The sequence below is a fragment of the Vibrio sp. 10N.261.46.A3 genome, assembly GCF_041472995.1.
In the GTDB taxonomy this organism is placed as follows: Bacteria; Pseudomonadota; Gammaproteobacteria; order Enterobacterales; family Vibrionaceae; genus Vibrio; species Vibrio coralliirubri.
The window spans coordinates 98738-123246 of the sequence record NZ_JBFRRH010000067.1 but is presented as its reverse complement, the minus strand read 5'-3'; the positions used below and the strand labels follow the sequence as shown (position 1 = coordinate 123246).

Below are 24509 nucleotides of genomic sequence, written 5' to 3'. Positions count from 1 at the left end.
ATACACGTACATAATAAGTAAACAAGGGGATGAGATGAATCATCAATATCAAGTGACGATCTTTCGTGCAGAGCAGTTACAAAAGCTGCGTAATGTGAGGATTCTATCCCCTAGTATCATTCAGATCATTACAGGCAGTAAGCGCCTGTTTTGGAAAGATTCAGCGGCAGAGCTCTCACATTCTGAGCTGCTGTTGTGTGAGGCATCAGCTTCACTAAGTTTTGAGAACATGCCCCACAAAGGGCGTTTCTTGTCGCGAGTATTCAGCTTCCAATTCCAACCTTCTCAGGCGATGCTTGATTTAAGTGAGGAACGCTCGAATGATCTGGGACTGCCTACAGTAAAAGCGGATCGAAACTTACAAGACTCACTCAATGCTCTGTTCTCGTTTGATACACAGAGCATGAGCAAAGAGACTCAACAGTATTGGTTGCAGGGCTTGTACCAGCAATTGGCCGAAAAAGGGGTGTTGCATCGACTGTTTGCCAGTGCCAACGTCTCGTTTAGCCAAAAGCTTAGCCATTATCTTTCACATTCACCAGACGAGAAGCATCCATTAGAGTCGGTGGCGGAGCGTTTTGCGATGAGCCGAGCCACGCTTATCCGTAAATTGAAACTGGAAGGTATGCAATATCGAGAGGTGTTGGCTGAAGTTCGTTTGAGTCACGCGCTTTATCTGATGCAAAACGGACAGCAGAATGTTGCGATGTTGGCTCAGTCTTGCGGTTACCAATCGGAAGGGCGTTTTAGTCAGCGCTTTAAAGGCAAATTTGGTTTGTCGCCAAGTGAATACATCAAAACCGTCGTCAGCCATAGAGTCGCGAGCAAATAAAGTCGCGACGCCATAATCATTCTGTTTGGCTTAAACGCTCACTTTTTTATCTCGTGCTGCGAGTGCCGCGAAAATCGTACACGCAAAGGCAACAGATGCGATCAGCAGAATCGGCACACTCCAAGAATCTGTCTGAGCATGAAGCTTACCCACCAGCGTTGGACCAGTGGCTGCCAACGCATAACCGATTCCCTGAGCCATACCCGACAATGATGCGGCTTGGCTGCTATTCGAAGTACGCAAGCCAACAAAAGAGAGCGCGATAATAAACGTCGAGCAGTTGGCTAATCCAAACAGTCCCACCCAAAAGATCGCAAACTCAGGTAAATACAACAGGCCAATCAATCCAACAAACACACTCGATGCACACAGAGTGATGAGCCATTGTTGATTGTCACTTTTGGCTAAGAATGGCAGTAACAGCAACCCCGGAACCATCGTCGAAAATTGCAGGAAACCGTAGATGTAGCCCGCGTCGATTTCGCTGTAGCCAAGATCGTTCAATATCTGTGGCAACCAGCCAGCCAAAGAGTAGAAGGTAAATGAGTTAAGCCCAAGCGCTAGCGTTACTTGCCACGCTACGCTGCTTCTAATCATCTTCTTCATCGGCAGAGGTTTGTCTTGTTGCTTGTTATTGCTGGCCGAAGATGAGCGTTTTCTGATTTTAGGCAACCAGATCATCAAAGCTAATATTGGAAATACCAAGTTCATTAACAGCGCTAATTGCCAACCTGTCATAGTGAACAAGGTGATCTCTGAAAATGGCACCATCAAACTTGAGCCTAACGTCGAGCCGATGCCCATCGTAAAGATGTACAAAGAAGTCACAGTAGCGATGCGTGTCGGGAAGCTAATTTTCACTACAACGGGTAACAACACATTACCAATTGCGATACCGAGCCCGATCATCACCGTGCCGATATACAAGGTAGGGATTAACCCAGCAGAGCGCAGTGTAATCCCGGTCGTGATCAGAACTAAGCCTAATAGTAGGCTAGGCTCTAGACCAATTCGTTGAGATATCTTGGTGACTAATGGTGAAAATAAGGCAAAAGTTAACAGTGGCAAAGCTGTTAAGAAGCCAGCAGCCGACGACGTAAGGTTGAGGCCTTCCATAACCTGAGAAAGCACAGGAGCCAAGCTCGTAAAAGGCCCACGAAGGTTAAGTGCTAGGAATAGAATCCCTAACAGGACGAAAATGCTATTACGAAGAGAGGCGCTCATAGGTTGTTCTACTGTTTGCTTATGAGAAGACAGGCTAGCCTACAGATCATTGAATGTATAAACAATTACCGCTGCTAAAAAGAGCTGGTTGAGCCAAGAATTCACATATTCCACATAAGCCGCAAGACCCGAAGATACGCACCTACATCTGATCTCTTTGCTCAAAAGCCCATTCAATAAACATTTTAACTTTTGGTGATTGGTGCTCTGAAGGCGTCGCGAAATAGTACTGCTGTTTGCACGTCACGGGTGGTTCGTTAAATGGCGCGATAAGCGTATTGTCTTCAAGATATTTCGATACGACGCTATATCGCCCAATCGCAATACCGGCATTGTTTATGGCTGCTAGGATTGCGAGATCTGAACGGTCAAATTCTATATTTGAATTGGACTGTACAGTACCGAGTTGGTTCGCTTGTGCCCACACTTCCCATTCATTGCGGTTTGAGTCGTAGTTCCATGCTTGGTTGTCGTGCAGTAACGTTGCTCGATTGAGGCTCTCTGGCTGTTGATTAAGCCCGTGTAACTCAGCGTATTGAGCGGTACAAACCGGAGTCATGCTCTCGTGCATGAATGCTTGGCAGAAAAGTTTATCGGGAAAAAGATCATCGAAATAGATAGCAATATCGATACCGTGTCCTTGAAAGCTGATATTTTCATTGCCAGTGAGCAGTTTCAATGTGATTGATGGGTAACGTTGTTTGAAGTTCGCTATCCGAGGTACTAGCCAACTCTGTGCAAATGTCGGTCGTGAATAGATCGTGAGTGTGCCCGATATTTCTTCGTTCTTAACATCTAAAATCTCTTGGTTTAGATCATTCAAGGTGCGGCTCAATGCGGCATAGATGCGTTTGCCTTCGCTTGTCAGTGTGATTCTGCGGTGCGCACGTTCAAACAGCTGTATATCCATCTCTCTTTCGAGCTTGTTGATACGATGAGAAACCGCACTTGGTGTCATCGATAGCTCTTGGGCTGCAAGCGAAAAAGAACCATGTCGAGCTGCCACTTCAAACGTGTGCAGTTTTGACAGCTGGTGGCTGTTTAAGCGTTGATTTTTAGAGTACAGGCTGTCTTCGGTATACATTTCGTTAAGGGCACCTTGATTCAAGCAAGAGGATTTCGATACACATCGTCAATGTCATATCATAGCTCTATCTATGACTCATAGTTAATCATAAGTTACTTTGGTTGCGTTAATTTCCTAAATTTTAATTAATAGATGAATTCAGTTCATGCAAGTGTGATTTTTCGTCGGTTGAACAAACACCAAAATCCCGTTTAAATAGGTTTACTAATGATTGAATCTGCGCAGTACGCGCTTAGCCAGAAAAGGTCACCCATGACTGTATTGAATATCGACAAGCTCATCTCAGATTTCCCACTGCTTCAACGATTAGCGGCACTCGATGAAGTGACTTGGTTTAACCCAAACATCACGACTTTGGAGCAAGGTTTACCCTATGTGGGATTAGGCGAACAAGATATTCACGATGCAAGCATGAGGCTACAAAGGTTTGCTCCTTATCTAGCTAAGGCGTTTCCGGAAACTCAAGCGACCAATGGCATCATCGAGTCTGAGCTTGTTGATATTCCATCTATGAAATCAATATTGGAAGCGCATTATCAGCAGCCTATAAAAGGGCGTTTGATGATGAAGAAAGACAGCCATTTGCCAATTTCAGGTTCAATCAAAGCTCGCGGTGGTATTTATGAAGTACTAACGCATGCCGAGAAGCTTGCGATTGAAGCCGGGTTACTGTGTGAGAGCGATGACTACAGTAAGTTGCTCGAACCTGAGTTTCGTGACTTCTTCCAACAATACAGCATTGCGGTAGGCTCCACAGGTAATCTAGGCATGTCAATCGGTATCATGAGTGCCAAATTAGGCTTTACTGTCTCTGTTCATATGTCGGCAGATGCGAGAACTTGGAAGAAAAGCAAACTTCGAGAGCATGGCGTCAACGTTGTTGAATATGAACAAGATTATGGCGTTGCGGTGGAGCAAGGACGTAAAGAAGCAGAGCAAGATCCACGATGCTTTTTCATTGATGATGAAAACTCGCAAACCCTGTTCCTTGGTTATTCGGTGGCAGGGCAAAGGCTCAAACAGCAATTTGAGCAACAACACATTTCAGTAGATAAAGAACACCCGTTATTTGTTTACTTGCCATGCGGGGTAGGTGGTGGTCCCGGTGGTGTCGCATTTGGCTTGAAGATGGCCTTTGGTGATCATGTCCATTGTATTTTTGCTGAACCGACTCATTCACCTTGTATGTTGCTTGGTGTTCATACGGGATTGCATGATGAGATTGCGGTGCAAGATCTTGGTATCGACAACCTGACAGCTGCGGATGGTTTGGCGGTGGGTCGAGCATCTGGCTTTGTCGGTCGCGCGATGGAGCGTTTGCTTGATGGTTATTACACATTAACCGATGAACGCATGTACCAATTGCTAGGTGAGCTGAATCAAGCAGAGGGCATTCAACTTGAGCCTTCAGCGCTAGCGGGCATGCCGGGTGCGATTCATGTTGAGCAAAATAGTGAGTACCTTGCTCGCCTACAGATTGATGAGTCGACGCTAGCGAATGCAACACACCTTGTGTGGGCGACAGGCGGCGGCATGGTGCCACCACAAGAAATGGCTGATTACTTAGCGAAGTCATCGGTTTAACCCTAAAGCTTTTATCGTCTAATTGTTTGTAAATATCAGTTGTTACAAATACAAGCTGTCAAAAAATAAGTCATGATAGAAGAGTGTTGTTTATAGCTTAAACACACTCTTTCTCACCTCTAAATCCCACCGTAATTCAAACAATAACTTGCGCAGATCGTTATCCAAAACACACATTTTATAAATTAAGCTTCTTAGATGTTCTAACTATCAGTTAGGTTGAGTGGCATTCAACTTGATAGGGATTGAGCAATGCAAACGGATAAAGTGATACAGACAAGACACATAAACACACCAGAAAAATTACTCCAGCGTTTAGATGCTATCGGAGAGTCTTTGGATGCATCGGGTAAGGCTCATGCTTTGCTGGGATTGGGCTCAGTAGGTATCGAAACAGAACGACTTGATCAGTATTCAGATGTCGATTTTTTCGCGATAGTGCAAACAGGGCACAAGCAGTATTTCTTAGATAGTTTGCATTGGCTATCTGATATTCACCCAATCGACTACGCAGTGAGAAATACCGTCGATGGCTATAAAGTTCTGTACGCTGACGGAGTCTTTTGTGAGTTTGCGGTGTTTGAACCCCACGAGTTAGCGCATATCCCATTTGCTGAAGGGCGCATTGTTTGGCAGCAAACTGAATTTGATACGCAGTGTTGTGCTCCACCAGCAAAAGGCGAGGCACACGCAAGCTCCCAAGAGTGGATCATTGGTGAGGCACTAACCAATCTTTACGTGGGTATGTCTCGTTATAAGCGAGGCGAAAAGCTGTCGGGCAGTCGGTTCGTTCAATCTTACGCTCTGGATCGTTTGATCGATCTTGTGGATCACACTGAACAGTCTGAGCCTGAATTCGTTGATGAATTTATGTCGGATAGAAGGCTAGAAGCACGCTTTCCTAAGTTTGCCCAATTGCTACCAACCTTTACCCAAGGCTACGAGCGCACTGCTGAATCGGCACTTGCTCAACTAGCATTCCTCAACACCCACTTCACAGTCAACCAAGCTATGTGTGACCGAATCACTGAACTGTGTTCCAGTAAAGATTAAGCCTATAACCTGTTAATCTTAAAACCTATTTTCTTGGTGCGCGTAAATAACAGTTGTCGCTCGTCTGTATTGTTGATAGGTTTTAACCATGAAATTTAATTCTGCTTCAACTTCAATTTTCTTTTGGTGGTGCTCTTAACAGAGCAGCACGGAATACTCACATTCTTTAGCTGCTGGACGGTAGCTAAGAATGTCATCAAAAATGTCGCCTCTTTTTATCTCCAGTAGCCTTTCTAACTTGGAGATACACCATGAATACCAACTCAAACAGCCATATCGACAGCAACAGCCATACCAACAAGCCTGAGATTATTCTCACTGGCGATAGAGCAACAGGGCCTTTGCATTTGGGTCATTATGTCGGTTCACTTAAACAAAGAGTCTCTTTGCAGCATATTCACGACCAAACGATATTGGTTGCCGACATGCAAGGGCTTACCGACAATGCCCATAATCCTTCGAAGGTTTCGTCCAATATTCTTAATGTGGTCGCTGATTATCTTGCGGTGGGTATCGACCCGACCAAGACCACGATTTGTCTGCAATCACAGTTGCCGGTGTTAGCTGAGCTCACCATGTTTTACAGCAATCTTGTTTCTATCGCTCGCTTGGAACGTAATCCAACAGTCAAAAGCGAAATTCAGAACAAAGAGTTTGGACGTTCAATTCCAGCAGGCTTCCTCACTTATCCCATCTCACAGGCGGCAGACATCACCGCTTTCAACGCGACTTTAGTGCCTGTCGGTGATGATCAACTGCCGATGTTAGAACAAACCAATGAGATTGCAAGAAAGGTTAATTCGCTCGCTGGCAAACCAATCTTGAATGAATGCAGACCGCTTCTCAGCAATGCATCTCGCCTCCCTAGTACCGATGGTAAAAGTAAAATGTCTAAATCGATGGGTAACGCGATTAATCTTGGTGCGACAGAGAAAGAGATCAGAGCTGCAGTCAAATCCATGTATACCGATCCAAATCATCTACGAATTGAAGACCCAGGCAAGGTAGAAGGCAATATCGTGTTCACTTATCTTGATGCTTTTCACACAGACGCTAACTATGTCAGTCAACTAAAAGAGCATTACCAAACAGGTGGGCTAGGCGATGGACAAACTAAGAGAGTGTTGGAAGAGTGTTTACAGGAGATGCTTCGTCCTATTCGTGAAAGAAGATCTGAGTTATTGGATGATAAAGCGCAACTCATCGAAATTTTACGCAATGGCACCCAAGTCTCTAGAGAAAGAACGCAAAAGGTATTGTTCGATGTAAAAGACGTCTTTGGTCTGAATATTATCTAGCACTGGTTGCATCTATGACGGGCCAAACTACGGGAGAGTGAAAGGGCGATCTGGATGCGAATATTTCAGAAGGAAGCTTTATTATCAACGGGCCAGTATTGTCTGAATTTATTGGTAAATTAAAGCCGACTGAATCAACCAATCAATTTCAATTTGTAGATGGCGAGAATGTTTGGGTGTTCAAGGTAGGTGATGATAGTTTAGTTTCCTACACGCTCAGTAAGCGCGAAGGCTAAGTTAAGTCATTCCAACCTACATGTCTGTTATGAGTTATGTGGGTTGTCGAATGGCATTATTCACCTAGCTATGCCTAGTAACCGCCAATAAGCCCTTATCACTCTTAGTTACAGGAAGGTAATGATGGAAATCAGTCAGCTGGATCATTTGGTATTAACCGTGAGTGATTTACAAGTTACGGTCGACTTTTACCAACGGGTGCTTGGAATGAAGCCTATCGAATTTGGAGAGGGCAGGCTGGCGTTGTCATTTGGGACGCAGAAGATCAATTTACACCTCAGTGGTAGCGAGTTCGAGCCAAAGGCAAGGCGTGTTCAGGTCGGAAGTGCAGACCTCTGCTTTGTTACCAATACACCAATTGCTGAAGTTGTCGAACATATCCAAGCGAAAGGTGTTGTGATAGAAGAGGGACCCGTACCACGAACAGGTGCAACAGGAAAAATTGTCTCTGTTTATATTCGAGATCCTGATGGTAACCTGATTGAGCTCTCGAATTATTAGGCTTTAGCTCTAAACCCGTACGCATTTGTTTACTCTTCAAGAACGCGACTTTTCGTGTTTACTTCGCTTATCACTGGATGTCGTCAGCCAAATAAAATACAATCGAACAATGTTTTATTAATTCGCGCTTTATCATTATGATGAGAAACTTACTCATATTCATCGTTGGTCTGTTTTTCTTAACAGCTTGTTCGTCAACGAGTAATCATCAGCTAGACGACAAGACATTGAGCAACGAAGACGCTATGTCGAAAAGCGTAGAGGGAGAGAGTGATCTCGAGACTTCAAAGGATACAAATGCTGAGACCAGCGTTGATTCTTCCCATGATTCAATCGTTAATCATCAACCACTCACTAACCTTGATTCAAATAAAGACACGATAGCTCACGCTAGTGCAAAGCCAGAATCAGTGCAGCCTTCTCAAATAGCAGCGACAGAAACAACGGAAAGCGATGCTAAGAGTGGCAGTGAAAAAGGCATCGGAAGCTATTTTATTCGTCATAACAAACCGACTAAGACCGTGATTAAATCACTAGAGGGCGTGACAGATGCATTGAACGTCATGACGTTTGGGATATTTGCCACCGGAAATGGTTAAACCGTTAACCAAGAACGCCAACCTAATAGATAGAATGAGACGTGAAGGCGAGCCAAGTGGTTCGCCTTTTTTGATCTTCTAAATCTGGCCACCGTTCTAACTAAGAATCGTGTTTACTCATCTGAGCGTTTGAGTCAGGCGACGGTTAACGAAAATAGGAAATTATTAGTTCTGGAAGGGACTCGCCGAATTTACCCTGTTTGACTTGTTATATGCATCAAGGGTTCTAATACTCATCCCAAAGTAAGCAATGAAATCTAATCTTACAAAGACAAATCTTATATTCACTTACGAGCATAGTAAGATGTTTGCTGTTAAGTGCGGTTAGGTTTAGTTATCAATATTCTAGGGAAGAAAAATGAAGAATAAGAGTGTGTTTTTAAGTGTCGCGATGGTGATGTTGTCAGCTCATGCAAATGCATCAGACACGAGCCATGAGTCTGTATCAGATGGTGTTATCGCAGAGCAAAGAGCGAAGCTTTCTGAAAACACCCAAGGGCAAGGTTTTGGCCCGCAAGCCCCACGAGATTTGGGTTCATTGAAAGGAACAAATACCAGGCTGTTTTCGGATGCCCCTGATTCAACAGCAATGAACTTATGTAATATTCACTTCCATAAGAACGCTGAGCACAAAGGCGGCGAGTTTACTCAATACGCTGGCAATGGTGATGGGAAGGGCTTCCAGAGTGGTTTTAAATACACAGGTAAGTTGAGTTCAGCTGAGCTGAAACCATTTGAGGGTAAGGTTTGTCCGAGCGATCATGGTTCTTTGCATTCGGGCGACACCATTGAAGTTCACTATGTTTATTCAACGGCGCAAGTTGAACCGGGTGAAACACTGGGTGCTTGTTTTAACGACGCAATTACCAACCCGCAACTGCGTGTAGAAACCCAAGTTTTAGTCTTAGTGAATGATGACAAAGCACTCGACTTTGAAGCGCTCGCTAAACATTCAAAAGTGAACGGCTTACACCAAGCGCCAAACATCCCACAAGATACGGGCTCAGCGATTCAATACGCAGGCTCTACAACGGGTCCTGGTTATAATGAGCAAGGTTCACCTTTCCAAGTAACATGGAGCGTTCGTCCACAAGTAGCGAAAGTAAACATCGCGACAGTGGGGAGCTGGTGTGAAGGCAATGACTTTAACGAAGACCACGCCCACGGTGTGAGAAACTTGGTGGTTAACCCTGAGCTATTATCACCTATTCGTAACGACTAAACGATTCTGACCAATAAAATGATCAAGGCGAGCCAATAGGTTCGCCTTTTTTATGCCCTAACGAAAAGCACTTAGGTTCTAGGTTTAATTAAGTCTGGTGGGTAAATTACGTGCGACACTTATTCAAAACATGAGTTGTGTAAATCGAACTTAGTCAAAAACGTTCTTTACCAGAATCGAAGCTCCATGATACGTTCATGATCAATTATGTTGGGTTATAGAAAAGGACAGTCCAATGTCATTAGAAAGTGCGATTACATTCTTTATTGCCATGTTTATATTTGGTATTACTCCGGGGCCTGGCGTATTTGCCATTTTAGCTCGTGCTATGGTTCAAGGGTGGCGAAAGTGCGTCACGCTTTCGTTAGGTATGATATGCAGTGATCTTATTTACCTTGCGCTTGCCTGTTTTGGTCTAGCAACGATTGCCGAGAATTGGTCGATTGCGTTTGAGGTGATTCGCTACGTCGGTGCAGCTTATTTGATTTACTTGGGCTACAAGATGTTTAAGAGCCTACCTGAAGTGCAAGGCTCTGCGGAACTTGCGGCCAAACAGAGTCAGAAATCCGAACTCGCGAGTTTCGCGCAAGGCTTTTTGATTTCAGCATCGAACCCTAAAGTGATTCTGTTTTATATTTCGTTCTTGCCGACTTTCATTGATCTGACTGTTCTGCGCTCACAAGATATTGTCTTGGTTTCTGCGCTAGCATCTGTTGCTCTGATGTCCGGTTTAATGCTTATCGCGGTAGGCGCGGGCAGAATGGCAAGTTTGCTGAAAACGCCACGCGCACATAAAAGGTTAAACCAAAGTGCTGGTGGAATAATGATTGCAGCTGGCTCATATTTGGCGATAAATCGATAAATCGAATCGATAAATACGATTATTTAAACAGAAAGGCGAACCGATGGGTTCGCCTTTTTAGTTGCAGGATAGTAGCTAATGTTCGTGCATTACGCGTCTACGAAAATCACTTCACCAGTAAGAAAGCCATCGACCGAGCGCTCAAACGCTTTGCCAACAAGTTTGCTTGGTACAGGTTCAAAACCTGGCATCATTTCACCGTAAACATCCCACGCTTCAGCAAGAACAGTCGGGTTAATGACATTGATACGTGTGTTTCTTGGCATTTCATAAGCGACAGTCTTAACGAAGGTATCAATTGCGCCGCTAGTGGTAGCATCAGCAATCGCAAAAGGAATAGGTTTAACATTCAAGATACCGCTAATTAGAGTAAATGAACCGCCATCAGCAATGTACTTTTGGCCGATGCGAACAAGGTTGATTTGTCCCATCATTTTGCTCATTACCGTGGTCATCCATTGATCTTCAGCCATATCCGCAAAGGTGTTGTATTCACACAAGCCAACGGTGTTAACAACTGCATCAAAGTGTCCGACTTTTTTGTAAAGTGCCTCAATTGATTGCGGGTCAGTGATATCTACGATGTGGTCGACATCGCCAGAGCGACCCGCAGTGATAACGTTATGGTTGCCTAGTCCCATTAATGCTGCTTGACCCATCTTGCCACGTGCGCCAATTAGAATGATTGTTTTCATGTTGTTCTCCGATCTGTATATGTTTCGTTTCGATGGAAGAACTTTAACCAAACCTCTAAACAAGTAGAAACAAAGTCTAATTGTGAGTGTTACTGGTTTTTTTTGTTGAGTGTTACACTGACATGGAATCCAACTACACCGAAGCGAGTGCGTGTGAGCAAACTAGACCGATTAGACATTAAGCAGCTTAGAGTTTTCCAAGCTTTAATCCGTGAAGAGAACGCGTCCAAAGCTGCGAATCAATTGGGGATGACTCAGCAAGCTGTCAGTGAGCATTTGAAGAAACTGCGAGAAGTGTTTGACGATAGGTTGTTTGTGAGAAAAACCAACGGCTTTGTTCCGACCACCTTCGCACAAGAGTTATCTGTCGGTGTCGATCGTTTGCTGATCGACTTCAATTTGTTGTTATCTAAAACAAATTTCGTACCACAAAAAGCCAAAGGGGCATTCGTTATTGCGGCAACAGACTACGCACAGCAGATCATTTTACCAAGTTTAATCGCGCAGTTAAGGGAACAAGCACCGAACTTAAAGCTGATTGTGCGTGATTTTGAAATTGATAATTTGCATGAGCTAATGGAAAGCGGGAAGGTCAATTTAGCTATCGCGTTCCCTGACTATATTCCTGATAGCTACAAAGTCATTAAGTTGTTTGAGGAGCATCATGTGTGTGTTGCATCACCTCATGCTTCAATAGCACAAACCACACCTTCATTAGAGGAAGTGGCGACTTATCCCACTATTATTGCATCACCATCGCGTCCAAACTTTAAAGGGTCGATTGATGAATGGTTCGGTCAGTTTGGGTTAAAGCGCAATGTCGTGGTCTCCGCACCGTGTTTCTCCATTGTACCCATGTATTTAAACACCACAGATTCTATTGCGTTCTTACCATCCAGAGCTATTGAAGGGTTCAATTTGGTGACGATCCCAATGGAGCACTCCCCAGAAAGCTTTGATGTGGTGGCTGCTTGGCACCCGAGATATAACGAAGACCCGCTACAAAAATGGGTCACATCCTTGCTCAAGATTGAGGAATAACGGGTATTAAAAATGACAGTAAAGTAGGGCGTATCGACTGAATAGCTCGCATTATTGAACGAAACGTTTAGCCAGTTATCATCACTACTTGTTTGTTAGTCACAATGGTGCAATTATTTAACGAGTGATATTACTCGGATGCATGTCTTATGATGACTATCGAACAACAGCTTTCTCGGTTGGACCTAAACTTATTGGTGTCGTTAAGTGTTTTAATCAAAGAGAGGAACGTAACGCGAGCTGCCAACACCTTGTATCTTTCTCAGCCTGCGATGAGTCGTACGTTAAGTCGTTTGCGAGAGTTGTTTGATGATCCACTGTTCTATCGAGAGTCGAATGGCTTAGTGCCCACGCAAAAAGCGCTAGAACTGCAAGCACCTTTAGAAGAGTTGCTATTGGCTATGCGAAGCCTAGTAACGAAATCTGCGTTTGATCCTGCTGAATGTGTTCAAACCTTTGTTGTTTCTGTACCGCCATTGATGAGTCGGATGCTTTCTGTGCCCCTTGCTGAACGGTTCATGCACGATGCTCCGAACGCGAGTCTTATCGAATATCCGATTGCAAAAACGCCTACTAGCCAACTGTTATCACGAGATGTGGATTTTACTATTCACATCGAAGCCCCGAGCAATCCAATCGAATTCCCATACGTGAGTCTTGGCCAGATCTATCCGGTATTTTATGTTTCAGAAAATCACCCTTTAGCGAAAGCTAAAAATGTCACGCTTGAGCAGTGCCTCGAATCTCGTTTTGTAGACCTCACGCTCGATATTCGCTCGAACTACGGGCTGCAACACCCTGTAGACACTTACTTAGTTAAGAATGGAATGCAGAGAGATATTGCATTTAAAAGCGGACAGCTGCTTACGCTGGTGGAAGTGATGCAGAGTTCGAATACAATTTTGGTTGCGACCCACAAGTTGACGGAACTAGAGGGAATAGGCGACAAGATAGTGCCTATATTCTCTCTAGATAATGTTCCCGAGTTAATGTTCGAGCTGTTTTTGATTGAGCATAAAAGAACCGTTACCAGCCCAGCACATCAATGGTTCAAGAACTTAGTCGTGTCCGTTATTGAAGACGTTGTTTGTGAAAGTTGACCCCAACGTCTTTGCTAACACCGCAGCCTAGTTATATTGACCGCTTAGTTCAGATTCCAGTTAAACCTAAACGGTGCTCTTCGGGTTTTGGGCAAGTCATTTATGGCTTTTAACAGTGTTTTGGCTTCTGCTAGTGAAACTGAGAGGGAAGCTGAAACTGGCCCTTCAGTATTTTTTGCGTAGCCAAGCTTCAATAGCTTCTTCCAAATGTCGTTTGATTCAGAATCTAGAGGTAGTTGAAGCGTGTCTTTCACAAAGGTTTTTCGCCCCGTAATCTCATAAATAGTTTGCACTGCTTTGCTGTATTGCTTTTCTTCAACGTGTCGACAAAATTGAATACTCAGCTTTTTGGTATTCAATTGCTGGCGTGCTACAAAATAACGCTTTAAATCAATAAAATGCTTTCCGATCAGGCGAGCAATCGCAGCAAGGAATACTCCAGCGATGATCAAGTAATGCCAATATTGACTCAACCAATTCGATAAGGTCTGAGCCCGATCGCTCGATCCTAGAGTGTTACTTAGCGAGTCTAATAACTTTGCGTCACCGACTTGAAGCGTTTGCTGCTCTACAGTTAACGATTCCAGCTGATTGGTTTTTGTGTTCCACCACGTCATGGTCTGTTTTGGTAAGACGACTTTCCCTTGTTCTTGAAGAATTAACGTTACCTGTTGTTTGAGTGTCGCGGTGTTGCTTTTATTCAGGCGATTAAACACGTTTTCTTTGATTGCTGGCTTGCGATACAACTCAACACCGGAAATTTCTGGGATGTTGATCTCCGGCAGCAACATCATGTGTGAGTTTGCCACGCTTAATGTATACGTTGCAGTGACAGCGTGGCCAACTTCGAATTCGTCGGTAAACGGACGATCGGTTGATATTGAAAGCTCAGCATTTGGGCTAACAATCAACGCGTCTGTATCAATGTTGCTCACGGGCATTTTGGATGTAAAGTTAATGGGTTGAGATTGAATCGCACCTTCAACAACGTTGTCGCTGGTCAGCTCTACACTAACGGGGATGCTCAATTCAGGAACAGTAAACTCGCCAGCTTGCATTGGGTACAAATAGTAGCGTGCTTTTTGTGTAAACCACTTAATGCCTTCAATTGTACGTGCTGAACGAGCGACTTTCTGCTCATCTTTCTTTACGACTGTGTTGGGTATATCTAAGTAAGGTAATACCAACTCTTCTTGAAAGGGGCGGGTACTCAATACTTCAACGTCGAGTGCGACTTGTTGTTTCACAGCGACATCTTGAGCTTTAATTTCAACATAAAGCTTCAATTCACCGTCACTGACAAGCTGGTCTAGGTTAATAGCACTTGCTGGCATTGAAATTAAAAGCACCATCGCGGATAAGACAGCAAACCAACATTTCAGAAGGTCGAATGCTCGGATTGTCGATTTAGTTTTGTTCATTGCTGTATTCCTGCTGAAATTTTTGTCTTAGAAACTTAGATGGATTTTGTCTGACCTGTTTTAGCCAGACTTGGTCAGAGATCACGAGCGCTTTCTGACTCCCTTCTTTTGGTTCGTCGTCGACCAATTTCCTATCATCAATGACTTTTTCTGAATCTTGTTTTGTCGGTGGTGTGTTCTTAATCTTCTCTATCGCAGCTTCCACAACGGCTAGGTTGTTGGTCGCTTGTTCTGAATACGTTTCGTTGCTCAACAGTTCGTTGTAAAGCGCAGTAGCTTTATCAAATTGAGCTGTATGAGCGTAGCTGTTCGCGACGATTAACTTAGCGAAATCAGTCAGCGCTGCCGGTTCGCCACCTTGTTCACTAGCTTGTGTGCTTAATTGGTCAATCGCGCCAAGGAAATCACCTGACAAATAACGGCTATAGGCTTTCCATGTTGGATCATCGAACAGAGCGGCACTTTGCGCGTAGTTGCCTTGCTTGAACTCGACATAAGCGTGTTGATCGTTGGATAGCCAAAAATCAAAAAATGAGTGCTTATCGGCAATTCCCCAAATCAGATTTCCTGCGATAAGCACAAGCAACAAGTGCCTTGACTTAAGTTTGGATAACCAAGCTAAACGACTGGATTGGTTCGGAGTCGAAGAGGTTGGCTTCGTCAGATTACCGAACTCATGATTCACTACCTGTTTATTATTTACCACTGTAGCGTCCACCCTTTTCTAAACCACATCAATTGGATAGGCAGCAACAAGAACAGCAACCAATAGCCCGCGTCTAACCAAGGTAGGGCGTTATCGCTGACCGCAAACAGGTTGTTTTGAATGCCTTGATAAACCGCGTCTACATCGCTAGCGTCGTGGGTGAATGAAACCATGTTTCCATGACCGGCTTGCGCCAGTTGTGACAGTGAAGCGAGTTGAGTTTCTGTTAAACCTGCCGTGCCATTTCCGCCACTTTGTGGGTTTTCACCCATCGCCCAAACGATCACTTGGTGTTGCTGTTGTTCAAACGCTTTAGTGAATTCTTCTATCGCTTGGTCATTGGTCTTGTCCGTCAATATCAAAACCGTTGATGGTGCTTTTGCTTGTGAGATTAGCTCGAGCGTTGGCTTTAACACCGAAGCCGGTTTGCTCTCGTTATCTGGCAACAAGCTTCCATCCAATACATCAAGGAAGTATCGCGTTAACTCTTTGTCTTTGGTGACAGGCATAGCGACATGCGCACTGCCGCCGTATATGACTAAACCAGTTTTTGCATCGCCGCGCATTTCAACAAGCTGATTGATCTTCTGTTTAGCACGCTCTAATCGTGACGGCTGAATGTCGGTTTTATTCATTGAATCAGAGACATCCAAGGCGATCACCAGCTCGGAATTGTCTTCGAAAAATGGTGAAGGTTGTTGCTGCCACGTTGGACCCGCCATAATGAGCGTAGCGAGAACCGCAAACACCAAAAACAATCGATTAGGAGAAACCATACGCGCTCGATTTTGGTTGAGAGACAGATGTTCCACCATGTTTTTAGACATCACAGGCTGCCACTGTGCGACTAAATCGTCTTGTTGAACGAGTGCGCGATAAAACAACACGAACGGGACCAGTGCTAACAACCATAATGGGCGCATGAAATGAAACTGGGTGATATCGCCACCAAACCATGTATTGAAATCAGTCATTGGTTAGCTCCTCTCTGCGGCGAATAACGCGCTTTATTTCTTTTTTACGACGCAGATTTGCACCAAACACGATTAAGGCAGCGAATAGGTTGCTCACCAGACACACGCCAAATGCATAGTGGTGCAAGCTGTGTTTTGGACGGTGAGATAAAAGTTCGAACTCTTGCTGTTCTAGTTCATCTATCGTTGCGTAAGCTTGTTCGAGTTGCTTTCGGTCCATGGCATGAAACATCTGCCCGCCAGTTGCGGCTGATACCTTCTCCAATGTTGGAAGATCCATCTTGTAGCGACCTTTGGTACTCGGGTCACCAATTGCAATGGTGTAAATCTTAACGCCATATTTGGCGGCGATTTCGGCGGCTTTGACAGGAGGCATTTTCGAGCTTGTGTCATCACCATCGGTTAGCAGAATCATCACTCGTTGGCGGCTCTGTTCTTGTTCGAATATGGCAATTGATAAGCCAATCGCATCACCAAAAGCGGTTTGAAATCCGGCGTAGCCAAGCTCAACGTCTTCGAGCAGCGATTGCCAAACGTTAATATCTTCAGTAAATGGTGCTTGAACATAAGCTGAATCGGCAAACAATATTAACCCTAATCGGTCATGTTCTCGCTGGGCCGCGAACTCGCGCAACACCTGCTTTGCAATCGTTAAACGGTCGTGTTTGTTACCTTGTTTATCGGCAAAGTCCTCTTCTGACATCGAGCCTGACAGATCAAGTGCGACCATAATTTCACGAGCGGATTTCTTTTGTTCAATTGGTTCGCCTACCCACATCGGTTTGGCAATCGCAACGATAAGAGCAAGATAGCTGATAATGACCAATAGCCATTGCACTTTACGGCGGCTCATCTTGACCGCGGTTTCAGAGGGCTCCTGTGAAGACACGGCAATCAGGCGATCGAAAAAGGGCACTTGAATCGCGCTTTTTGACTCTTTGTAAACAGGCAATAACCAATACACGGCAAAGGGTAAGCAGAGCAGTGCAAACGCTATCGGGTATTCAAATTCAATCATGTGACACCTCGTGATGCTTTATCCAAAGTGCAACGTTCTCCATGATGGCGTTTCGTTTTTCTTCCGTTAATGTCGCTGCTGAAGAGTAGGCGAGTTGAGCAAGTACGCCTGAAAGTTCTAATGTAGAGAACTCGGTTGAAAATTGGCGATTAGTGCAATGGTCGTCTAACCATTTTTCCCAATCTGTACCAGTTAAAGGGGCGACCTCTGCACGAGGAAAGGCGTACAATGCGGTTCTTCGTAGCAGTTGTGGTAGCTTTTGAAATGATGAAATGTCACCGGATTGAGCCTCTAAAGAGAGTTGCTCGAGTTCTACCAAGGCAGCGCGTCGGTATGTGTTTGCTAGGTACTTTTGAATAACTAAATAGACACGATATAAAGCGAAGCAAAACAGCAACAAGAGCAGCCAGTACCAGCCTGGTGCATTCGGTAGCCACGAGATACTTTCTGGCAAAGAAGGCTCAGACAAAGAGGCCATCAATGGATTCACGTTCTCTGGCTGTAAAGGCTCAAGCCCAGTGTTAGTCGTCATAGTCTGCATTCTCAGTTATTTAACTCGCGCCGAGTGCTTTTCTAAGCTGAACATCGGTTGGATCGACGGTGTTGAATGGCAATACAGGGATTCGATATTTCTTCGCCACTGCCGTGAAATTATCTATGGCTTGAACCACGTCTTTGGCAAACGCATCGCGTAACTGTGCTTCTTGGCCTGATACGAATAATTGCAATTGCCCATCGCTGAGTACCATCTTATTCAGCGTGGCTAAATCATGCTCCAGTGGGTCGGTAACATGACACAACACCACATCGTTGTGCTGACACAAAGCCTTGATTTGCTCTTCGCTACGCTCGTTATAGCCGTAGCCATCGGTAATCAAGATCACTAACCCATCATGCTTAACCAACCTCTGCGCCTGATGAAACAATTTGGCGAACGAATTGGATTGTGTGTCTTGCGCCTTTCCCGCTTTGAGCTGCTGATTCTTACTCGCAATTTCATTGAGTATTTTGAGTACGTGATTTGCGCTGCGTTGCGGTGAAATAGGCAGAGCAGTGCTGTCGTTATAAATAATGGCGCCCACACGATCGGTACTGTCTATGACTTTCCAAGCGATCAAAGCAGCGATTTCTGCAGCAACTACAGATTTCATTCGACCTGTGCTGCCAAAGAACATACTCGTGCGCTGATCGACCATGACGTAAACGTTACGCTCGCGCTCTTCAGAGAATATTTTGACGTGTGGCTTGCCCGTTCTATTGGTCACTTTCCAATCCATGGTGCGAATATCGTCACCAATTTGGTAGTGACGCATCTCTTCAAAATTCAATCCACGTCCACGTAGCTTAGATACATGACGACCCGTTAACGCACTGTTGATTGGCTGATTAGGCAGAAAGTCAAAGCCATGCGCCTTGTATTTCAACAATCGCAATGCCTTTAGATTGATATAGATATCAGGATCAAGTGTTGGTTTCGTCTCCATGGTGACCTCTCGCATTACGCTACTGCAACTTGAGACAAAATCTCATCGATAACTCGGTCTGAACTGACGCCCTCAGCAAGTGCATCGTAAGACAGAATCAGGCGGTGACGCAGAACCCCATGAACCACTTTACGAACATCATCAGGGTCAACAAAGTCCTTACCGTTTAGCCATGCCATCGCTCGTGAACACTTGTCTAACGCGATGGTTGCACGCGGGCTTGAGCCAACACCAATCCATTGTGAAAGGGGTGACTCTGGGTACAACTCTGGTTGTCGTGTTGCCACCACAATCGCGACAATGTACTTAAGAACCGCGTCGCTACAATGAATGTCGCGCAGTTGATCACGAGCATCAAAAATACATTGAGGATCAATAGGAGCAGGCTTCGCTGCACTTGGTTTTTCCTCACTGCGAACCATCTTAATGATCTGTTCTTCGGCATCCGCATCTGGATAATCGAGATTTATTTTCATGATAAACCTGTCCATTTGCGCTTCTGGCAACGGGTAGGTCCCTTCTTGTTCAACCGGGTTTTGTGTCGCTAAAACCATGAATAGGTCAGGCAGTTTGTAAGTCTTACCAGCAACAGTGATTTGTCGCTCTTCCATTGCTTCCAGCAATGCAGCTTGTACCTTTGCTGGAGATCGGTTGATCTCATCGGCCAGTAATAGGTTGTTGAAAACTGGGCCCGGTTGGAAGGTAAGCGTCGGTTTGCCATCTACGTCTTGATACACCTCTGTGCCCGTTACGTCCGAAGGAAGAAGATCCGGCGTAAATTGAACACGACCAAGGTCAACTTCTAGAGCAGAAGCCAATGATTTGATAGAACGAGTCTTTGCTGTTCCGGGTAATCCTTCTAACAGAACATTACCATTTGTAAGTAGCGCAACCAGTAATGTGTCGACCATATGCTGCTGGCCAATTACCGAGGATTCCATCTGCTGCTTTAGTTGGTTTATAGAGTCTAACGTTGGGTTCATTTGCTTACCTATTGACTAATTAATCAAGTGAGATTCAGGTCACCAGATGGCGAAAAGATAAATATTGTTAGTTAAAGCAACTATTTAAATCACCTTTGCTAAGGGTAGTCGAAAATAATTTCGACATACGCGATCAACATATCTTTGTTAAAGACTCACCTTGGAAATACTGAATTGCATGGTCTATAAATAGGCTACTGTATTGTTTGTATTTTAATCAAGTATAAAGGTTGATAAGTAACATTACTTTGCTGCATATCTCTTATACGGCGATGTCATTTGTTAATTTATGCTGCCTTGATAACATTGTTCACAAGTTGAGCGGTTAACGAACTAACTGTTCGAACAAAAACAAATGGACTATGTATTGATTTAGCGTTATCGATTTTATTAGAGGTCAACAATGAAAAAATTAGCATTAGTAGTTTTAGGTTTAAGCGCAGTTTCTCTTTCTTCTTACGCAGCCGAAGAAGTTTCAACTCTGACAGAGTTCTTCAATGCCGATGGTGAAGTGACTACCGTCGACAATTACGCGGTGTACGAAACGTCACGCCAATATTTGAAAAACCAAGAGCTTGTTGGCGTTAATAAATTCCTACACAAACGCGAACTAACGCCAACCGATAAACAGCCTGTGGTTCGAATGAACCGAGACACTTACTACTCAATGGCTGTGATTAACGTTTCGCAAGGCGCGACGATTACGCTACCTGAGATTCCAGAAGGCAAATACATGTCGATGGAAGTGATTACAGAAGACCACCGCATTCAGCCAATGCAATACGGTTCTGGTACGTTTGATCTTTCTACTCACAGTGGCGACCACGTGTATGTCATCGTTCGTACTGATGCGACGTTCACCAAAGATGAAGTTCATAAAATCCAAGATCAGATGAGCATTGATGCAAAAGCAGACGGCGAATTCATGGCAATGCAAGTGGATGAGAAATCATTCGATGAGGTCGAGAAAAACCTTAAGATGGAAATGCCAAAACTACTAAAACGCGATGGTGCTCAGGCGACGTTTGGTATGTTTACCAGCCCTGAAGATGCTTCAAAAGAGATGTTTACCAAAGAGAAGTACGCAGTGGGTGCGGCTATCGGTTGGGGTGGCGCGCAGTTAGATGACAATATCTACGAAGTCTCTGGTAACTTCCCAGCAGACACTTGTCATCAGGCAACCTTTGATGACCCTAAAAACCAAGCGTTTTGGTCGGTAACTGTCTACAACAAGCAAGGTTTCATGTTTGGTGAAGTGGCGAACGTTAGCTCAAACACGGCTGAGAAAAATGCAGACGGCACTTACACTGTAAGCTTTGGTTGTGGTGATGATGCAGTCAACAACATCAAAACAGAGAACGATTCTGGTGTGTTTAACTTAGCTTTCCGTCATTACATTCCAAGCCAAAAAGTACGTGATGGATTCCGAGTGCTTCCTTACGTGAAAGCAGTGAACTAATGTTGCGATAGTCGCATAACGATTGATAGATACGCGCTATTACCCGTGGTAGTAGCGCGTTTTTTTATGGGTTCTATTTCATTTCTTGCTTTCTTAAGTGGAGAAACACAAAGACCGAGTCAAAAAATGGTCTAACTTTGGTTATACGCAGCGTGCCTCAGTTCAAATAAATCAATTAAACCTTCTTCCATCGATACTTTCAGTTTCCCCACGTATTTGTTCGAATTTAAACCCGCTGACACCTTATGTGACAACGCTTCCAGTTATCTTTGCAGGCTCTAAAGAGAACAAATACCACATACCAGCGTTATAAAAACCGGTAGCCGTGGAGTGTTATGAGTCCTATTTGAGGTGTATAGTTATAGGTAATTCATTGGGTTATCGAATATTTAAGTTATCAAAAGATGCGGATGTCATGAAGAAAAACGGATTTACTTTAATGGAATTAATCATCGTGATCGTGATACTCGGAGTATTAGCGGTCACGGCTGCTCCAAGATTCCTTGGTATTCAGGAATCTGCGAGAGAAGCGGTACTTGAAGGTGTTGCGGGTGCGATGAAAGGCGTGATCACGCAAGTGACTTCTAAAGCTATTATCGCAGGGCTTGATCCTAGTGCGGAAAATCCAGATGACCAAGGTGACTATGTTATCGATTTCGGTATCGGTCGCGTTGAAGTAGATTGGGGGACGCTTTGCCCTGAAAGTGAAGGGGACAAAGGTGACGAACTTGATATGATTGATTTTCTGACACTATCTGAAGATGATAATTTAACATCGGCTGTTGGAAACCGACACACTGTCGTTGGGTACACTCATTCATTTAGTGAAGCAGACCTTGATAGCAACAATCTAATTGACGATGCTTTGCCTGCTGGGTGTTATGTTATCTATGATTCTTTTGGTGGGCGAGTTACCGGAAATGAATGTCCTGCTGGTGGTTGCGAATGTACCGTTCGTGTAGTGAACGACGAATGTTAACCAGAGCAGCTAAACGATTCTATTTAGATTAAAGCTTATTCTAATTCAATAAAAAAGCGCGTTATTACCAAATGGCAATAACGCGCTTTTTTGTATTGGCTTATTGGTCTATCTTAGCTTTCTATTGCAACATCTGCTGGTGGCAAGTCACGCTTCTTAATTACGTATCGCAAGCGAAGCAACATCAATGCAGCTGATACGCTTAATCCCGTCAGAATACCAATCCAAAAGCCTTCTTCACCCATTGCAGGCACAATGTGGTCTGTTAGGCCCAATACCATGCCCAGTGGTAATGCTAAGCCCCAGTATGAAGCGATAGCTAAGATCATTGGTATCTTAGTATCTTTATAGCCACGCAGTGCGCCGTTAGCAGACGTTTGCAATGCATCACTGAATTGGTACATAGCAGTAAAGGTCAACAATACCGCTGCCGTTGCGCTTATCGCAGGGTCAGTGGTGTAAAGCCTAATGATCCACTCTGGGAATAGCAGGAACATCGCAACCGAAAGCAATGAAATCAATGCTGCAACCAAGATACCGACTTTGCTACGTTCAATCGCGCCTAGTTCGTCCTTTTCGCCAAGAGCGTGTCCAACACGAATCGTAATACCAAATGAAATACTCATAGGAATCACGTAAGTTAGGCTGGAAATGTTAAGTGCAATTTGCGCTGCTGCTACGTTCTCAGCACCAATACGACCAATCATCAGTGCGATTACCGCAAAGATGCTGCCACACACTGCAATGTTCATCCCGATAGGTAAACCTAATCTTAGAAGGTGAAGCATCTCTTTTGCTTTTGGCTTCGCATCTGAAAAGTTGATGATGGTCTTGTAATGGTGATGACCTTTAATGTAGGAATACAGCATTCCCGACATTAACCAGTACACCAAGCTTGTCGCCCAACCACAACCCACTGCGCCCATTTCAGGGAAGCCGAACTTACCGTAGATAAGCACGTAGTTGACCGGAATGTTCACCAATAAACCAACCACAGAAATGATCATTGGTACTTTGGTGTTGTTCATACCTTCACAGAAACCGTTCAAGGTGTAGAACAGGGCAATACCCGGTACACCAAAGGCGAGGGCAAACGCATAGTCACTGCCGATAGGGATGATTTCAGCGGCAACCCCAATCCAATCTAGGATCGGTTTCGCACTCACTAAGTAAGCGATAAGCAGAACGCTAGCAATTAATGCGAGCCAAACCATCTGGAAGAATTCAACAGAGATACTTTGAAAGTCACGTGCGCCACGGTGGTAAGCGACAACAGGCGTTAGCGCCATAATCACGCCACGCAGTAGCAGTAACACTGGGATCCAAAGGCTGGTGCCAAGTGCGATAGCGGCGAGATCGGCAGGGCTTACTTGGCCTGCCATTGTCGTATCGACAAACCCCATCGCTTGGGTAGCTATTTGAGTCAAAATGATTGGAATCGAAAGATGCATAAGCGCACCCGATTCACGAGTAAAAGGACGAAGTTTCGTTAGCATGGAAGTTCACAACACCAATATAAATACACGAATGATGGCAGGATGGCCGGTGTGTATTTTAGGATGTGCCCCGTTGGGCGGGCGACAATATAAACACCTTACCGTATAGGGTCAAGCATTGGATTTATAGAGTTTAACTAACTCTGAGATAGGGATAGGTTCTTATGGTTAAAATACTAGTTTAATATCTGTAAGTGGATGATTTTAATAGAAATTAAACCGGATGATAAATTTCGATATTTACGTATTAAATTTTCAAATGGGTATCACAAATTACGCTTATATCTATTACCTAGAATTTATTCTTTAACTGTCTGATAATAGGGCGATATATTTCTATTAAAGGTATAGATATGGAATCGAAAGTTGAGTTGTTGGCATTACTCACTCAAGAATATTGTGACTATTGCGAAATACCAGTGAGTGAAGTCGAGAAAAAGCGTGAAAAGAAGTCATTTATTAATGGTCTTATGACGGCATCGAGAGTCATCGGAGTTAGCTTTGATGAGCTTAACGAGATTGTTGGCGCTAATACCGAGTCAAAATTTGAAAGTCTAGACGACAAGCTCGCTATCCCAACTTACATACGAAATAAAATTGAGCTTGAGAGATAGCCAGCAGAACGGCGACGCGCATAGTTAATTTGAACACTAT

At 44.2% G+C, this 24509-nt stretch carries 24 protein-coding genes and 1 pseudogene; 14 read left to right on the top strand and 11 right to left on the bottom strand.

The window, feature by feature from the left end:
• Positions 1-34 precede the first annotated feature (34 nt).
• A complete protein-coding gene (locus AB4484_RS16160; protein WP_268672289.1) occupies positions 35-832 on the top strand; it encodes a helix-turn-helix transcriptional regulator in 798 nt (265 codons plus the stop codon).
• 30 nt (positions 833-862) lie between these two features.
• On the opposite strand, the gene AB4484_RS16155 is transcribed toward AB4484_RS16160, so the two are convergent.
• Complete coding sequence (locus tag AB4484_RS16155; protein WP_372079221.1) at positions 863-2056, bottom strand: CynX/NimT family MFS transporter; 1194 nt, start codon at positions 2054-2056, stop codon at positions 863-865.
• A 142-nt stretch (positions 2057-2198) separates the two neighbouring features.
• Positions 2199-3140: a DNA-binding transcriptional regulator DsdC gene (gene dsdC, locus AB4484_RS16150; protein ID WP_372079219.1), complete on the bottom strand. Its 942-nt coding sequence runs from the start codon at positions 3138-3140 to the stop codon at positions 2199-2201.
• Positions 3141-3395: 255 nt separating this feature from the next.
• Here dsdC and AB4484_RS16145 point away from each other — a divergent pair, with 255 nt between their 5' ends.
• From AB4484_RS16145 to AB4484_RS16110, 8 genes and pseudogenes are all read left to right on the top strand, one after another.
• Positions 3396-4727 (top strand): D-serine ammonia-lyase, encoded by a 1332-nt coding sequence (locus AB4484_RS16145; protein WP_372079217.1) that lies wholly within the window; start codon positions 3396-3398, stop codon positions 4725-4727.
• A gap of 252 nt (positions 4728-4979) precedes the next feature.
• Positions 4980-5780 (top strand): hypothetical protein, encoded by an 801-nt coding sequence (locus AB4484_RS16140; protein ID WP_372079215.1) that lies wholly within the window; start codon positions 4980-4982, stop codon positions 5778-5780.
• 251 nt (positions 5781-6031) lie between these two features.
• Complete coding sequence (gene trpS / locus AB4484_RS16135; protein ID WP_372079213.1) at positions 6032-7078, top strand: tryptophan--tRNA ligase; 1047 nt, start codon at positions 6032-6034, stop codon at positions 7076-7078.
• Positions 7079-7125: 47 nt separating this feature from the next.
• Positions 7126-7314 (top strand): annotated as a pseudogene (locus AB4484_RS16130) (hypothetical protein); the annotation flags it as partial.
• A gap of 124 nt (positions 7315-7438) precedes the next feature.
• Entirely contained in the window at positions 7439-7816 is a 378-nt protein-coding gene (locus tag AB4484_RS16125; protein WP_372079281.1) for a VOC family protein, read from the top strand.
• Positions 7817-7953: 137 nt separating this feature from the next.
• A complete protein-coding gene (locus AB4484_RS16120) occupies positions 7954-8415 on the top strand; it encodes a hypothetical protein (protein ID WP_372079211.1) in 462 nt (153 codons plus the stop codon).
• A gap of 358 nt (positions 8416-8773) precedes the next feature.
• Entirely contained in the window at positions 8774-9637 is an 864-nt protein-coding gene (locus AB4484_RS16115) for a delta-class carbonic anhydrase (protein WP_372079209.1), read from the top strand.
• A gap of 235 nt (positions 9638-9872) precedes the next feature.
• Complete coding sequence (locus AB4484_RS16110) at positions 9873-10499, top strand: LysE family translocator (protein WP_050633273.1); 627 nt, start codon at positions 9873-9875, stop codon at positions 10497-10499.
• A gap of 89 nt (positions 10500-10588) precedes the next feature.
• Here AB4484_RS16110 and AB4484_RS16105 read toward each other — a convergent pair whose 3' ends face one another.
• Positions 10589-11194: a short chain dehydrogenase gene (locus tag AB4484_RS16105; RefSeq protein ID WP_050633274.1), complete on the bottom strand. Its 606-nt coding sequence runs from the start codon at positions 11192-11194 to the stop codon at positions 10589-10591.
• A 153-nt stretch (positions 11195-11347) separates the two neighbouring features.
• Here AB4484_RS16105 and AB4484_RS16100 point away from each other — a divergent pair, with 153 nt between their 5' ends.
• On the top strand, positions 11348-12235 hold the full coding sequence (locus AB4484_RS16100; RefSeq protein ID WP_050633378.1) for a LysR family transcriptional regulator: 888 nt from the start codon (positions 11348-11350) through the stop codon (positions 12233-12235).
• Between the two features lie 149 nt (positions 12236-12384).
• Positions 12385-13335, top strand: coding sequence for a LysR family transcriptional regulator (locus AB4484_RS16095; protein WP_050650464.1), 951 nt, complete (start codon positions 12385-12387; stop codon positions 13333-13335).
• Between the two features lie 44 nt (positions 13336-13379).
• Here AB4484_RS16095 and AB4484_RS16090 read toward each other — a convergent pair whose 3' ends face one another.
• Genes AB4484_RS16090 through AB4484_RS16060 form a run of 7 tightly spaced genes read right to left on the bottom strand, consistent with a single transcriptional unit; the run spans position 13380 to position 19921 of the window.
• Positions 13380-14756, bottom strand: a complete 1377-nt coding sequence (locus AB4484_RS16090; protein ID WP_372079206.1) for a BatD family protein — start codon at positions 14754-14756, stop codon at positions 13380-13382.
• Positions 14743-15462, bottom strand: coding sequence for a hypothetical protein (locus AB4484_RS16085; protein WP_372079204.1), 720 nt, complete (start codon positions 15460-15462; stop codon positions 14743-14745). The genes AB4484_RS16090 and AB4484_RS16085 overlap by 14 nt, the downstream gene beginning before the upstream one ends.
• Entirely contained in the window at positions 15456-16436 is a 981-nt protein-coding gene (locus AB4484_RS16080; RefSeq protein WP_372079202.1) for a VWA domain-containing protein, read from the bottom strand. Before AB4484_RS16080 ends, AB4484_RS16085 begins: the two co-directional genes overlap by 7 nt.
• Entirely contained in the window at positions 16429-17454 is a 1026-nt protein-coding gene (locus AB4484_RS16075; RefSeq protein WP_372079200.1) for a VWA domain-containing protein, read from the bottom strand. The genes AB4484_RS16080 and AB4484_RS16075 overlap by 8 nt, the downstream gene beginning before the upstream one ends.
• Complete coding sequence (locus AB4484_RS16070) at positions 17447-17986, bottom strand: DUF4381 domain-containing protein (RefSeq protein WP_050633279.1); 540 nt, start codon at positions 17984-17986, stop codon at positions 17447-17449. Before AB4484_RS16070 ends, AB4484_RS16075 begins: the two co-directional genes overlap by 8 nt.
• Before the next feature lie 19 nt (positions 17987-18005).
• The gene (locus tag AB4484_RS16065) at positions 18006-18938 is read right to left on the bottom strand and encodes a DUF58 domain-containing protein (RefSeq protein ID WP_372079198.1); all 933 of its coding nucleotides are present in this window, start codon (positions 18936-18938) and stop codon (positions 18006-18008) included.
• Positions 18939-18952: 14 nt separating this feature from the next.
• A complete protein-coding gene (locus AB4484_RS16060) occupies positions 18953-19921 on the bottom strand; it encodes a MoxR family ATPase (RefSeq protein WP_059018614.1) in 969 nt (322 codons plus the stop codon).
• A gap of 403 nt (positions 19922-20324) precedes the next feature.
• Between AB4484_RS16060 and AB4484_RS16055 the strand changes: the two genes are divergently transcribed.
• Together AB4484_RS16055 and AB4484_RS16050 are read left to right on the top strand one after the other, a co-directional pair.
• Complete coding sequence (locus AB4484_RS16055) at positions 20325-21380, top strand: DUF1254 domain-containing protein (protein ID WP_050646387.1); 1056 nt, start codon at positions 20325-20327, stop codon at positions 21378-21380.
• Between the two features lie 415 nt (positions 21381-21795).
• On the top strand, positions 21796-22359 hold the full coding sequence (locus tag AB4484_RS16050; protein WP_333009728.1) for a type II secretion system protein: 564 nt from the start codon (positions 21796-21798) through the stop codon (positions 22357-22359).
• Positions 22360-22472: 113 nt separating this feature from the next.
• Here AB4484_RS16050 and AB4484_RS16045 read toward each other — a convergent pair whose 3' ends face one another.
• Entirely contained in the window at positions 22473-23855 is a 1383-nt protein-coding gene (locus AB4484_RS16045) for an MATE family efflux transporter (RefSeq protein ID WP_372079196.1), read from the bottom strand.
• Positions 23856-24208: 353 nt separating this feature from the next.
• On the opposite strand from AB4484_RS16045, the gene AB4484_RS16040 reads away from it, so the two are divergent.
• On the top strand, positions 24209-24469 hold the full coding sequence (locus AB4484_RS16040; RefSeq protein ID WP_372079194.1) for a hypothetical protein: 261 nt from the start codon (positions 24209-24211) through the stop codon (positions 24467-24469).
• The last annotated feature ends 40 nt before the right edge of the window (positions 24470-24509 follow it).

What these genes read in the sequence shown, in the direction of transcription:
- AB4484_RS16160 (WP_268672289.1), top strand. Translation starts at nt 35, where the DNA reads ATGAATCATCAATATCAAGTGACGATCTTTCGTGCAGAGCAGTTACAA.
- AB4484_RS16155 (WP_372079221.1), bottom strand. Translation starts at nt 2,056, where the DNA reads ATGAGCGCCTCTCTTCGTAATAGCATTTTCGTCCTGTTAGGGATTCTA.
- dsdC (WP_372079219.1), bottom strand. Translation starts at nt 3,140, where the DNA reads ATGTATACCGAAGACAGCCTGTACTCTAAAAATCAACGCTTAAACAGC.
- AB4484_RS16145 (WP_372079217.1), top strand. Translation starts at nt 3,396, where the DNA reads ATGACTGTATTGAATATCGACAAGCTCATCTCAGATTTCCCACTGCTT.
- AB4484_RS16140 (WP_372079215.1), top strand. Translation starts at nt 4,980, where the DNA reads ATGCAAACGGATAAAGTGATACAGACAAGACACATAAACACACCAGAA.
- trpS (WP_372079213.1), top strand. Translation starts at nt 6,032, where the DNA reads ATGAATACCAACTCAAACAGCCATATCGACAGCAACAGCCATACCAAC.
- AB4484_RS16125 (WP_372079281.1), top strand. Translation starts at nt 7,439, where the DNA reads ATGGAAATCAGTCAGCTGGATCATTTGGTATTAACCGTGAGTGATTTA.
- AB4484_RS16120 (WP_372079211.1), top strand. Translation starts at nt 7,954, where the DNA reads ATGATGAGAAACTTACTCATATTCATCGTTGGTCTGTTTTTCTTAACA.
- AB4484_RS16115 (WP_372079209.1), top strand. Translation starts at nt 8,774, where the DNA reads ATGAAGAATAAGAGTGTGTTTTTAAGTGTCGCGATGGTGATGTTGTCA.
- AB4484_RS16110 (WP_050633273.1), top strand. Translation starts at nt 9,873, where the DNA reads ATGTCATTAGAAAGTGCGATTACATTCTTTATTGCCATGTTTATATTT.
- AB4484_RS16105 (WP_050633274.1), bottom strand. Translation starts at nt 11,194, where the DNA reads ATGAAAACAATCATTCTAATTGGCGCACGTGGCAAGATGGGTCAAGCA.
- AB4484_RS16095 (WP_050650464.1), top strand. Translation starts at nt 12,385, where the DNA reads ATGATGACTATCGAACAACAGCTTTCTCGGTTGGACCTAAACTTATTG.
- AB4484_RS16090 (WP_372079206.1), bottom strand. Translation starts at nt 14,756, where the DNA reads ATGAACAAAACTAAATCGACAATCCGAGCATTCGACCTTCTGAAATGT.
- AB4484_RS16080 (WP_372079202.1), bottom strand. Translation starts at nt 16,436, where the DNA reads ATGACTGATTTCAATACATGGTTTGGTGGCGATATCACCCAGTTTCAT.
- AB4484_RS16075 (WP_372079200.1), bottom strand. Translation starts at nt 17,454, where the DNA reads ATGATTGAATTTGAATACCCGATAGCGTTTGCACTGCTCTGCTTACCC.
- AB4484_RS16070 (WP_050633279.1), bottom strand. Translation starts at nt 17,986, where the DNA reads ATGACGACTAACACTGGGCTTGAGCCTTTACAGCCAGAGAACGTGAAT.
- AB4484_RS16065 (WP_372079198.1), bottom strand. Translation starts at nt 18,938, where the DNA reads ATGGAGACGAAACCAACACTTGATCCTGATATCTATATCAATCTAAAG.
- AB4484_RS16060 (WP_059018614.1), bottom strand. Translation starts at nt 19,921, where the DNA reads ATGAACCCAACGTTAGACTCTATAAACCAACTAAAGCAGCAGATGGAA.
- AB4484_RS16055 (WP_050646387.1), top strand. Translation starts at nt 20,325, where the DNA reads ATGAAAAAATTAGCATTAGTAGTTTTAGGTTTAAGCGCAGTTTCTCTT.
- AB4484_RS16050 (WP_333009728.1), top strand. Translation starts at nt 21,796, where the DNA reads ATGAAGAAAAACGGATTTACTTTAATGGAATTAATCATCGTGATCGTG.
- AB4484_RS16045 (WP_372079196.1), bottom strand. Translation starts at nt 23,855, where the DNA reads ATGCTAACGAAACTTCGTCCTTTTACTCGTGAATCGGGTGCGCTTATG.
- AB4484_RS16040 (WP_372079194.1), top strand. Translation starts at nt 24,209, where the DNA reads ATGGAATCGAAAGTTGAGTTGTTGGCATTACTCACTCAAGAATATTGT.